The organism is Polaromonas sp. P1_G2 (assembly GCF_056405515.1).
The window spans coordinates 1-12,050 of sequence record NZ_JBFUBY010000115.1 but is presented as its reverse complement, the minus strand read 5'-3'; the positions used below and the strand labels follow the sequence as shown (position 1 = coordinate 12,050).

9 protein-coding genes and 1 tRNA gene are annotated in these 12,050 nt (G+C 60.7%); 3 read left to right on the top strand and 7 right to left on the bottom strand.

The window, feature by feature from the left end; translation table 11 throughout:
• The coding region (locus AC1D0P_RS13470) for an aldehyde dehydrogenase family protein (protein ID WP_477677202.1) at nucleotides 1-1,136 on the bottom strand (1,136 nt) is incomplete at its 3' end.
• A gap of 173 nt (nucleotides 1,137-1,309) precedes the next feature.
• Complete coding sequence (locus tag AC1D0P_RS13465; protein WP_477677201.1) at nucleotides 1,310-2,344, bottom strand: GlxA family transcriptional regulator; 1,035 nt, start codon at nucleotides 2,342-2,344, stop codon at nucleotides 1,310-1,312.
• A gap of 254 nt (nucleotides 2,345-2,598) precedes the next feature.
• On the opposite strand from AC1D0P_RS13465, the gene AC1D0P_RS13460 reads away from it, so the two are divergent.
• From AC1D0P_RS13460 to phnD, 3 genes are all read left to right on the top strand, one after another.
• Entirely contained in the window at nucleotides 2,599-3,570 is a 972-nt protein-coding gene (locus AC1D0P_RS13460; RefSeq protein WP_477677200.1) for a choline ABC transporter substrate-binding protein, read from the top strand.
• 83 nt (nucleotides 3,571-3,653) lie between these two features.
• Entirely contained in the window at nucleotides 3,654-4,730 is a 1,077-nt protein-coding gene (locus AC1D0P_RS13455) for an HAD family hydrolase (RefSeq protein ID WP_477677199.1), read from the top strand.
• A 47-nt stretch (nucleotides 4,731-4,777) separates the two neighbouring features.
• Nucleotides 4,778-5,815: a phosphate/phosphite/phosphonate ABC transporter substrate-binding protein gene (gene phnD / locus AC1D0P_RS13450; protein WP_477677198.1), complete on the top strand. Its 1,038-nt coding sequence runs from the start codon at nucleotides 4,778-4,780 to the stop codon at nucleotides 5,813-5,815.
• Between the two features lie 936 nt (nucleotides 5,816-6,751).
• On the opposite strand, the gene AC1D0P_RS13445 is transcribed toward phnD, so the two are convergent.
• From AC1D0P_RS13445 to AC1D0P_RS13425, 5 genes are all read right to left on the bottom strand, one after another.
• Nucleotides 6,752-7,147, bottom strand: a complete 396-nt coding sequence (locus tag AC1D0P_RS13445; protein WP_477677197.1) for a hypothetical protein — start codon at nucleotides 7,145-7,147, stop codon at nucleotides 6,752-6,754.
• A 257-nt stretch (nucleotides 7,148-7,404) separates the two neighbouring features.
• Nucleotides 7,405-8,241, bottom strand: coding sequence for a hypothetical protein (locus AC1D0P_RS13440; protein ID WP_477677196.1), 837 nt, complete (start codon nucleotides 8,239-8,241; stop codon nucleotides 7,405-7,407).
• A 152-nt stretch (nucleotides 8,242-8,393) separates the two neighbouring features.
• Entirely contained in the window at nucleotides 8,394-10,199 is a 1,806-nt protein-coding gene (locus tag AC1D0P_RS13435) for a hypothetical protein (protein ID WP_477677195.1), read from the bottom strand.
• 422 nt (nucleotides 10,200-10,621) lie between these two features.
• Nucleotides 10,622-10,696: transfer RNA gene (locus AC1D0P_RS13430), tRNA-Arg, on the bottom strand.
• A gap of 67 nt (nucleotides 10,697-10,763) precedes the next feature.
• A partial coding sequence (locus AC1D0P_RS13425) for a translocation/assembly module TamB domain-containing protein (protein ID WP_477677194.1) occupies nucleotides 10,764-12,050 on the bottom strand: 1,287 nt, incomplete at its 5' end.

Sequence of the window (12,050 nt, the reverse complement as noted above, 5' to 3'; positions counted from 1 at the left end):
ATGCTCATGTCGTCGCGGCAATCGGCAAAAATAGTTGGTTCGACAAAATTCCCCTCGGCCAGTCCGCTGGTCTTGAGCTGCTTGCCCCCGGCGACCAGCCGCGCGCCTTCAGCCACGCCTTTTTCGATGTAGTCGAGCACGCGCTTCATATGCGCGCGTGAAATCAGCGCGCCGACCTGCGTCGCCGGATCCATCGGGTCGCCGATGCGCAGCTTTCGGGTACGCGCCAGCAGCTGTTCCAGAAACGCATCGTGGATGTCCTCATGCACAAAGACCCGTGTGCAGTTGGTGCAGACCTCGCCCTGTGTATAAAAATTGCCGAGCATCGCGGCGGAAACCGCCTGCTTCAGGTCGGCATCGGGGAAAACCAGCAGCGCCGATTTGCCGCCCAGCTCCATGGTTGCGCGCTTCAGGGTTTTGGCGGCTTCCGCCATGACGGCCTTGCCGGTGCCGACCGAACCTGTGAGCGACACCTTGGCCACCGCCGGGTGCGTCACCAGCAGCCGGCCGGTGCGGCCATCGCCCTGCAGCACGTTAAACACGCCGTCCGGCACACCGGCCTCGGTGTAGATTTCCGCGAGCCTGGCGGCGCTGCGCGGCGTCAATTCGGAAGGCTTGAAAATCATGGCATTGCCGCAGGCCAGGGCCGGCGCCGACTTCCAACWTGCGATCTGCAGGGGATAGTTCCAGGCGCCGATTCCGACGCAGATGCCGAGAGGCTCGCGCCGCGTGTACGCAAAAGCGTTTTTGAGCCCGTAATGGTGGCCGTGAATCGTCGGCGCCAGGCCGGCGAAGTACTCAATGCAATCGGCGCCACTGGCGACGTCGACCACTTCGGCCTCCTGGATCGGCTTGCCGCAATCCGCCACCTCCAGTTCGGCCAGTTCGCGGTTGCGCGCGCGCAGCAGTTGCGCCGCCCGGTACAGGATGCGGCCGCGCTCCGCACCGGTCATCGCCGACCATGTGGCCAGCCCGGCTTGTGCCGCCTCGATCGCGCGTTCGACTTCCGGCGCCAGCGCCAATTCGACGCGGCATAAAACCTGGCCCGTGGCCGGATTCAGGTTTTCCAGTGTTTCCGAAGCGGTGCCGGGATGGTAAGCGCCGCCTATGTAGTTGCGTAGTGTCTGGGTTGTCACGAGCTCACCTTGTTCCGATGTTTTGCCGTGCAATCGCCGATCGCGGTCGATTGCTGTCGATTGCCTTGACGGCTCACTATAGGTTCAGGGTAGCCGGTGCTCTTGATGTATTACGACCGCGAGATGGCGCAAATTTCCGGGCCCCGCCCAAGCGGCGGGCGGCAGTGGGCAAGTCATTTGCGTGCCGGTGAAACAGCCTGCCGCATCACCGGCGCCTGCACGGACTGCAGCCGGTCCGCCCTGGGCGGGCAGCCGAACTTGTCCCGGTACACGCGCGAGAAATGTTCAAGCGACGAATAGCCGGCGCCGACCGCCACCTGCGCCACGCTCAGGTCGGTTTGCTGCAGCAGCTTGTGCGCGCGCGCCAGCCGCAGGTTGATGTAGTACTTCAGGGGAGCCAGCGATGTGTAGTGCTGGAACAGGCGTTCCAGCTGGCGCCGCGACAGCCCGACCCTGGTGGCGATCTCGTCGCAGGACACGGGGTCTCCCACGGTTTCCTGCATGAGGTTTATCGCGGCCTGGACATGCCTGCTGGCCTCGCCGGGGCGCTTGTTTGCGTTGCTCAGCAAGGAGTCCGTCGGGTAGCGAACCTGCGTGTACTGCATGTGCTGGGAAACCTCGTGCGCCAGGTCGGCGCCTTCGCGCTCGCCTATCCATTGCAGCATCATGTCCAGCGTTGACGTGGCGCCCGCACAAGTCAGGCGGCGCCTTTCTATGGTGTAAAACTGGTCCTTCGCGTTGACGTTCGGGTACAGCTCCTGGAAGCCCTCCAGGTTGTCCCAATGGATCGCCGCGCTATAGCCATCCAGCAAACCGGCAGCGGCCAGGATTTCGGCGCCGGTCTCGATGCCCGCGAGTTCCGCGCCGAATGCCGCCTGCCGCCTCAGCCAGTTTTTGATCTTGCGGTTCTTTGCATACCGCTTGGCCTCGAAGCTGGCGATGACGAAAACCGCGGAGAACTCCATGTCGTCGGATAACGCCGCATCGACCGGCACATGCATGCCGTGCGTCCCGACCACCGGGTCGCCGTCGACCGACAAGGTGGTCCATTCGAACAGCTTGCGCTGCATCAGCCAATTGGCCAGTACCAGCGGTTCCATCACCAGGGCCAGACCCAGATTGGAAAACTGCGGGATCAGCAGCAAGCCAACCTTGCGCGCCGCGGGTGCGGCTTTTGGCGAAATGCGCTCCCTGTTTTCTTCCCTCATATGGACCCGCCGTGCGTTGACAAACAGCCTATAAGGTATTTCGGGCAGCCCTTATCTGGTTGTTGGAATACGACATATGTTAGTCGCAATACGTCAATATTGACCGTTTTCCTAAACCTATAGTTCGTCAACGGAAGAGCACTGCTTCCCGGCATGCACCACTCGCCTTGCACCGGGAGTGGCTGAAAAAAGCATGCGGTGGGCAGGCCCGTTCCAGTCCCAGCAAATGCGCTATCCAACAAGGAAAACGTGACATGAGGTCTCTGCACATACTCGGCCCGGCTGCGGTTCTTGCCCTCACGCTTTGCGCCGGCCCCGCAAGCGCACAAAGCAAATTGCCGGGCGGCGCAAAAGAGGCGGAAAGCTGCCGCACGGTGCGTTTTGGCGATGTTGGCTGGAGCGACATCGCCGCCACCACAGGGCTGGCATCGGTGGTCCTGGAGGGCCTGGGTTACAGCCCGAAGACGACGCTGGCTTCGGTGCCGATTACCTTCGCGGGCATCAAGAGCAAGCAGATCGATGTTTTCCTTGGCTACTGGAACCCGAGCATGACGCCCATGATTGAGCCCTTCGTCAAGGCGGGCCAAATCAAGGTGCTGGACCAGCCCAACCTGGTCGGCGCCAAATACACGCTGGCCGCCAACGGCCCCGCTTTTGAAGGTGGCTTGAAGACCTTTGCCGACATCGCGAAATTTCGCAAAGAGCTCGATGGAAAAATCTACGGCATCGAAGCCGGCAACGACGGCAATCTTCTGATCCAGCGCATGATCGACAAGAATGAATTCGGCCTGAAGGATTTCAAGCTGGTCGAGTCGAGCGAAGCCGGCATGCTGTCCGAAATACAACGCTCGTCGCGCCTGAAAAAATGGGTCGTCTTCCTGGGTTGGGAGCCGCACCCGATGAACGTGCAGCTGAAGATGAAATACCTGGAGGGCGGCGACGCCGTGTTCGGCCCGAACTTCGGCGAGGCCAAGGTGTACACCGCGACCAGCACCGATTACCAGGCGCGCTGCCCGAACGCGGCCAGGCTGATCGGCAATCTGCAATTCAATACCGACCTGGAGAACCAGGTGATGGCGCCCATCACCAACAAGGTCAAGCCGAACGACGCGGCCCGTGACTGGTTGAAGAAGAACCCGGATGTGCTCAAGAAGTGGCTGGCCGAGGTCAGCACCTTTGACGGCAAGGACGGGTTGGCGGCGGTCAACAAGCACCTGGGTCTTTGATCGCGCCGCCACCGAAAAATTCACGGGGAGCTGGGTTTGGCCAGCCACCACTCGGCAATCCGAAAAACTTGATGGAGATTCGTATGAATAGGGTTAAAAAACTGTTGTCCGGCCTGTTGCTGGCGAGTGTTGCTTTCGGCTGCTCAGCCGTCGAATTGAAACACTGGCCCGCCGATGCCGCGGCCAAGCTCAATGCGCTGGTCAAGACGCATGCGAACAAGGGGGAGTACGCCGTGTTCGATATGGATAACACGAGCTACAACTTCGACCTGGAAGAGTCCCTGTTGCCTTACATGGAAATGAAAGGCCTGCTGACGCGCGAGAACATGGACCCTTCGCTCAAGCTGATCCCGTTCAAGGATGTCAACGGCAACAAGGAAAGCCTGAACAGCTATTACTACCGGCTGTGCGAAATCGACGACATGGTTTGCTACCCCTGGGTGGCGCAAATTTTTTCGGGCTACACGCTCAAGGAGTTGAAAGCGCTCGTCGATGAATTGATGGCTTACGGCAAACCGATTCCGGCGACCTACTATGAAGGCGACACCGTCAAGACCATCGACATCCAGCCGCCGCGCATCTATCAAGGCCAGCGCGAACTGATGAACCATTTGATGGAGAACGGCATCGAGGTCTACATCATGACCGCCGCGCATGAAGAACTGGTGCGCATGGTGGCATCCGACCCCCGGTACGGCTACAACGTCAAGCCGCAAAACGTGATCGGCGTGGCGACCATGCTGAAAGATCGCAAGACCCAGGAACTGACCTCGTCCCGCCTGCAGATCCAGAAAGGCAAATACGATCCCGCCAAAAATATGGACCTGCAAATGCACCCTTACCTGTGGACACCGAACACCTGGATGGCAGGCAAGTATGCGGCGATCCTGACCTATATCGACCAGTGGAAAAAACCCATCCTGGTGGCGGGCGATACGCCGACCAGCGACGGCTACATGCTGTTCCATGGGACGGACATCGATCGCGGCGGCGTACGGGTCTGGGTCAACCGCAAAGCCAAATACATGACACAGATCACCGATATGTGGACCAAAAACGCGGCGCGCCAGAAGGAGCTGGGCTTGCCCGTCACGGCCGACAAGAACTGGATTGTGGTCAAGCCGGAAGATATTCATCCGCTCCCTGCCGGCAACAAGTAAGCCGGCCTCGTTCATCCGTTTGCCCGCCCATCGCCAGGAGGTGTTGAATGAACCCTGATCGCCTCTGCCACGGGATTCCCTCCCGGGCCCGGCGCGCCCTGTGCGCGGCCTTGTGCACGACCTTCGTGGCTGGGCTGGGACTGTTCCCGGTTCACGCTGCCGACAACCCGGCGCCTTTAACGCTGGGGCTCATTGTCACGGGCGATACCGTGGAGAAGATGCTGGAGAACTGGAAGCCTTTCACCGACGCGCTGGCCAAAGAGATGCAGCGGCCGGTGCGCGTTCTTGCTTCGAAAGACTTCGCCGAAGTCTCCGGCGCCTTGAAGAATGGGCAAGTGCAGGTGGCCTGGATCAACAACAAGCTGGCGATCGRACTGGTTGAAACCGACCAGGCGCTGGTGTTTGCGCAGATGGTCGGGCTGGATGGAACGCGCGGCTATAGCTCGGTGTTGCTTGCCCGCAAGGACGGCGCGCCCCAGACCCTGGCGGAGGTGATCGGCCATCCGGGCAGCTACACGCTGGGGGCCGGCAACAAGGAGTCCATCTCGGGTTTCCTGGCGCCGAACTACTATGTGTTCGCCAAGAACAAGATCGATCCTGAGAAGCACTTCAAGAAGATCAACCGCACCAGCCACCGCGACAACTTCCTCGCGGTAGCCGGCGGCCAGGTGGACCTGGCGACCAACAACACCGCGGATATGCAGCGCTACCAGGCGGAGTTCCCGGACAAGATGGCGCGCGTGAAAGTGATCYGGGAGTCGCCGCTGATTCCCAACGACCCGATCCTGTACCGCAAGGACCTGCCGGCGGCAACGCAGCAACGCATCAAAAAATTCTTCCTGGCCTACGGCCGCGACGAGGCCGAAAAGGCCACGCTGAAGAATATGTACGACCTGTCGGCGTTCAAGGCTTCGTCGAACTACCAGCTGCGGCCCGTAGCGGACCTGGCATTGTTCCAGGCGCTGACCAAGGCGATGGGCAGCCCCCAGGATGGCGGCGATTTCAGCGTCGTGCTCCAGCAACTGACCAAGCGCGCCGCCCGGCTGGACTCACTGCTCAATTCCACGCGCATTGAGAGTCAGTAGCCGGTGCTGCAGCAGATCATTTTGCTTGCCAACGTGATCAGTGCTTGGTCCACCRCATCCAGATTGGGGCAGCCCTGGTCATGACTTAAGACTGGGATACCCGAAGTCGATGCTTTCCGCACATTCCTGGTAAGCGAATTCTGCTGAAATTGATCCAATCCGACCGTCAGGCGTATCCAGTGGGGAAAAAAGGACACCGTCAAGTGGCTGTTTTTTTGGGGGCTTAGGCGTAGGGTGTGTTTCTGGTCGCGTCCAAAGACTTCGCTGTATGTTCTCTAATTTTCGTTCCATCGCCTGTGGCGTCACACATGTAATCTGAGAATGCAAACTGATGCTGAGTCTCGAACGTCCCCCCCGCTGATAGGGGTCGTGCAGTTGCACTAAATTCATACTTTCAAAGCCTCGCTTCCGTAGTTCTTCGTCGGTTGGGTGCTTGGGTGTAATCCAAAGGTGATCCGAATTTCGCTGTATGTTCAGCTCATCCACTCCTAGCTCTCGCATCACAGCCGCGGAATCCGTCAACCTGACGTTAGAGGCGATCTTGAGCAATGTATTCAAGAGATCTTCTCCGCGCTTGAGTTGCTCCTCCGTAGGAATAGGCGGTGCGGGCAGAACAGGATTTTCCATATAGTGCCAAGACTTTCCAGGTTCATTGACTTGCGCCCAAGAGTTGCATGACCCACATGTTGTAGCTACAACGAACAAGACTCCCGTAAATCTGCGTAATTGCTTCATCGCATTTATCCCCCTAAACATTTGTGAGCGCGATTTTGTAGTGTCGAGTGTTTTGCGTCACGTGCACCCGTATGCGCACGCCACAAAGGCAAGTGCATATGGGTGAAACTGAAGCGACTCATTTTTTGATGATGCATTTCCGGGATGCGTTGTGGGCATTGTTTTGAGATGGAAAATAGTGCCAAAAGGGTCTCAACCTCGTCATTTACCGAACTCCGTATGCTTGGGGCTGGGATATCCGAGGTCGATGTTTATTGCACATTCCTGATAGGAGAATTCAGCCGAAATCGACTCAATCCGCCCATCGGGTGTATTCAACGTCGAAAAATGGATGCCATCAAAAGGCTGTTGTTTTGGCGGTTTTGCTATCGGGTGTGTTTCCGGTCGCGTCCATAGGCTGCGTGACACCTGAGGGATGCCGGCATTGTGAGCATGGACGGCCTGCACATCCTGGGCCTGGAGCAATGCCCGGAATGGAACCGGATGTTCGCCGAACCGGATACCGAGATCGACCTCAATGTCATCGAGCAGGAAGTTTTGGGTACGGCGCTTGGTGCGCTTCAGAAGCATCCGGGCATCCGGGACTTTGGAATGCACAGACCTGCCGCCTTATTCGGAAGTGAGCCGGCGCCGGTCAGGATTGCCGGTGTTTGACTTCATCACCACGGTTAATTATTTGCATTCGGCTATTTGATGGGTTGCAGGCTAGAGCTGTGAAACTGCGCGCCACTGAGGCTCTGGATGTGTTGATGGAATATCGAGGGTGAGGCGGCGAGTTCCTGGGAGCATTTCCAAAATTTTTCCGCAAGCGCAGGTGCGAGCGGGCTGACGTGACCTCTTGATATCACAGACCTTCAATTTACACGCACCGCTACGCAGCGGTGCTGCGACTCCATTTCGATAACGAAATTGCCCGCGTCGTAGGTCGCGGCAAGCACCCGCCCACCATAGGTCGATTGCAGCGCGGCGTTACTGAATGAGAGCTCGGGCGAGGCCTGCCGGTGCTCGAACCGCAGCTCGAAGTTGTCGCCCACCATTGGGGTGTGTTGAAAGCTTACGGTGCGCGGCACGTTGATGATCAGGTCTCCCATCGTCGAAGGCAGRTTGCTCGAGATTTCGCAGCCCTCGGTCAGGCCGACGTTGTAGGCCTTGCCACCTTCGAAAACGATGTCGCTGCGCTGACAGACGTTGTCCTTTGCCGCCGTGAGTTCCACGATGACGCTATTGGCAATCACCGGCTGGGGCCGTGCGAGCGCCAATGCGATTTTGCGGCCGACGTCAACACTCTTGCCCGCCTTCATCTGCAGGCAGTCCGTGGTGCCGCGGCATTTTTGCGGGCAACTGCCGTCAGACTTGGGCAACTCGCCCATGCTTTGCAGATCAGCCTTGGCGGTAGTCGCTACGATGCCGCGCAGGATGGCATTGACATCGCCACCATAAGGTTTTCCCTCGTACATCGTCACCGTGCTGCGCTGGCACTGCTGGGTGGACTCCGTCAAATCGATCGTACAGGGCAGCGGGATGTCATCCTTCCCGATCAGGCGGGTGGTCGTCACGCTGCGGGGTTCCTTGTCGGCTGGTTCGCGACTGAAGGTGGTCCAGGAGATGTCGCCGGGGCTGCCCGAATTGCGTAGGGCGAACTGCTGCGCCTGCGCGCAACGGCACGTCTTGGCGGACCCTTCCAGTTCCACGACCGCTACCTTGGGCGGCTCCGGTTGCGGATGCGTCGGTATTCGGTGCGTACGCAACTTGCAGATACCCTGGCCGCGATAGCAGATGTTGATGTCGTTACCACACGCTCCTATGAGCAGTGGTAGTACGAGCGCTGCCAAGAATCGGATTTTCACTTCTTTTGCTCCTCTGCAAGATAAGCCTTCAGGGCTTCGGCCGTGGCAGCCGCAATACCCGGTTCCATCGCGGGCATGCGGCCGGTGACTACCCACAAGATATCGGTGCCCCCCTTACGCCGAGCAAAGAATGTGCTCTGCATTTCTACTGGTGGTATCGTAAACATACGCGATTCGGGTTGGCGCAGGACCTTGTTCATCGCAGCCGTTTTTGTGGCTTGGTAGGGGATGTTTGCAGTGATCAGTATCGTGAGGCCTTGGCCAATCACACTGCCCGCGGCGGTGACAGACACGGCGCCGTGCGTCTTGAACAACCGCGTCTTCACCTCGTTTTCACACCAGTGCGGCTTCCACCCCCGAAAGCACACCCATTTGTGCCGCACGCAGGCCCAAACCTGTGCCTGGACGTCCACACTGCCGACGAGTTGTCCGTCAAGGACGTCCCAACGCACGTCTCCATGGCTGTACCGAAGTTCGCATTTGTTCGCGGGCATGCGCTTATCCAGCTCGCTGCTCACCAGCGACAGCAAGGCATCGACCGGCAGCGCGACCACGACCTCTGGCTGGACGCGCGCCTGACCAGTGGTCGGATCACGCGCATCACGAAAAAGCAGGTACGCTGTGCCTTTCGCCGCTGCCGAGGCTATGCCCGCGCCCAGCTCGCCGTCAGGCGCGCCGGACGGGATAAGTGCTGTTGCGCCCTGGACCACGAGGGTCTTAAAGTCCCAATCCTTCGTCGCCGCCTTTGGACGGTACGCCATCAGCTCGGCGGTATCGAAGGATCGCGCAGGCGTCATTGGCGTCGCACCGATCGAGGCGGCGTAAAGCGCGGAGTGGTGCGATTCGATCCGAGTAATGAGCAATGTGTACTGGTTGCCGAATTCGCGCTCCAGCATCGCGACCTGCTGCCCGTAGAGCGCGCGGACCTGGAGGTCGCTCATCCTCGCCCCAAGCTTAACCAGGTTTGCCAAGTCGGCCTGCGCCAGTTCGCCGATGGGCTTGAGCGCGCGCAAGGTGTCTTCTAACGCCTGCAGGTCCTGGCGGATGGAGGACTCCGTCCAGGTCTTCGGGCCGCGCTGCAGGATCGGCTCGACGCGCGCACCGTAGACGCCAGTCTTCAGGCTCATGGCACGCAACGACTCAGGCCACGCGAACTGCCACATGGAGCGCTGCCAGTCGAACAGGAGTGGGAGGTCGGCAAGGATCGGCGGTCCTGACGTCGGCAGGGGATCTCCCAGTACTTCGGCCTGCGCGGTCAGCACCAGCGGCTCGCGCAGGACCTCCGCAAACAGTGCACGACCGGAGGGGTCGGATGCGCCTTCGTCGACGATGTTCTTCATTGCCGGCCGCTCGGGAAAGCGTGCGCGATACAGGGCGTCCAGCAACAAGGAGGCTGATCCGGCGTCGATAAGCTTTCGCCGCACATCGTTCGCAGCCAGCACGTGGTCGAAATCGGACGGCGCTACCAGGAAGAGGCGGCAATCGCTGGCGGCCGTGGGCATCAGCAGCATGCCCCAGGCGGCAGGCAAGGCCTGTGTCGCGTCGCCTGCCTTTGCCTCGAGGTCGATGAGCTGAGACGCATTGATAAACATCGTCGCGGGTAGGAAGAATGCGGCGAACTTCGGCGAGTTGCCGGATGGTGCTGGTTGCGAAACAGGCACCATGCTGACTGCGCCGTTCCCGGCAGGCGAAATTATTCCCGCGACGGACGCACCAACCCGCGCGCGTGCGGCCTTGCGGTAGTCCTGCAGGACCGATCCGTCGGCACACGACTGCGCGTGCACGGTGGCCGATGTGGCCACAAGGATGGATCCAATGATCGCGGCGAACCTCGTGCCACGCATTGATAGAGCATTTCGCATGACGACCCTCCCTCCAAATCCGAAATCCCTGCAAGCCGGTTCGGAACTTTTGTTTGATGCGGCAGAGCCCTCACTCCATACCCGCTCTTTTGACTGCCTGCGATTTTTAAGTGTAGCCAACCCCGTCGGACGCCGTCACCGTTTTATGTTGCGGTGGCAATGTGATTAATAACGTTGACGGCCGAACGTGAAATTCCGCAGGGTGATCAGTTTCTCAAATCGGAAAGTGGGAAAGGGCGATCCACCGCACGTTCGAGCCGCGCAAGCTCTTGGGCGTTGGCAAGGGTTAGGCGATGTAAAAGGTGCACCGCGAAGGAGGGCGGGCGGTTGAACTTGGTTTTTCCCGAGGCTGGGTTTTGACCTGGTACCACCAACAGGAATCGAACCTGTATCTAGCGCTTAGGAGGCACTCGTTCTATCCATTGAACTATGGCGGCACTTCTCTTGGAGAAGCCGTGATTGTATTCGGTGGCGGATGCCCGTCTTTCGCACCCGGAAACACCCTCAGTCGTAAGGCACGGTGAAGATCAAATCCACCGCGCTTTGCTGGCCGGCCTGGGCGCGCACCGTGAAGCGCTGCGAGAGGTCGTAGAACACATAGAGCGTGCCCAGCGCGCCGGAAATCGTTCGCTCATACGCCGCATAGAAGTTGCGTGAAAAGCGCTTGCCCAGGGTCAGGGCGCTTTCGGTGGTGCTGCCGTCGGTGTTGCTGGAGGCGCCGCGGTAGGACAGCTCGTCCAGCCCCAGCGAGGCGGCCAGGCCGCCGGACATGCCTCCGCCGCCTTTGCTGCCGAGCAGGGCCAGGGCGGCCTGCTGCAGCAGGGCGGCTTCGGCGCCGCCGGAGGCGGAGGAGCGTCCCACCACCAGCCAGGAGAGTTTTTCGGCGTCGGGCAGCTCGGGCTGGGCGTAGAGGCGCACGCGGGGCAGCAGGGCGGTGCCGGTGATCTGCACGCCGACGCGCTGCGTGAGGTTGGGGCGTATCGCCAGGATGTCCAGCATGGGGTTGTCGATGGCTCCGGTGAAACGCAGCATGCCTTGCTCGACGTCCAGGCGCTGGCCGTAGGCGCGGTACTGGCCGCCGGCGGTGTTGATGGTGCCGTTGAGATGGGGGTCGCGCAGGCTGTCGCCGCTCAAGGCTAATGTGCCGCGCACGCGGGTGTCTATGCCCTTGCCCTGGATGCGGAAGTCGCGGCCCAGGTCCAGCTCGACGGCCAGCTTGACGGGACGCGCGTCGCGGTCGGCGGTGTCGCTGCCGGCCTGGGCCGGCGCCTTCTGGCCGGCTGCCGCGCCGCGGGTGCTGCGCACCACCACGTCGTCGCCCAGCTGCGGCGTGCCTTCGTCGGGCAGGATGATGCGGGCCTGGTCGACCACCAGCTTGCCGGTGAGCTCGCTTTGCTGGCCCTTGAGGCCGGCCTGCACCTCGCCGGAGACGGTGAGCTGGCGGTCGGTGCGTATGCTGGCGCGCAGGCGCTCGAGCTTGGCGTTGAGCTGCACCTGGGGTTTGCCTTCGACCCAGCCGGCCTCGCCCTGGGCCGTGAGGATGCCGCCCGTGCCTTTGTCGCCGGCGCCCTGCAGCGTGAACTCGTTGATGCGCATGCGGGTGCCGTCGAGCTTGGCGCGCAGTTTGCCGTTGCCGAACTCGATGCCGTCGACCACCGAGCGCAGGGCCAGGTCGTCGGCCTGCAGGTCGCCGGCCAGTTGCGGCGCGGCGCGTGTGCCGCTGATGGCGACGGCGGCGCCGAGCGAGCCGCGCAGCCGCCAGCCCGGGGGCGCGAGCACCGACCACACGCC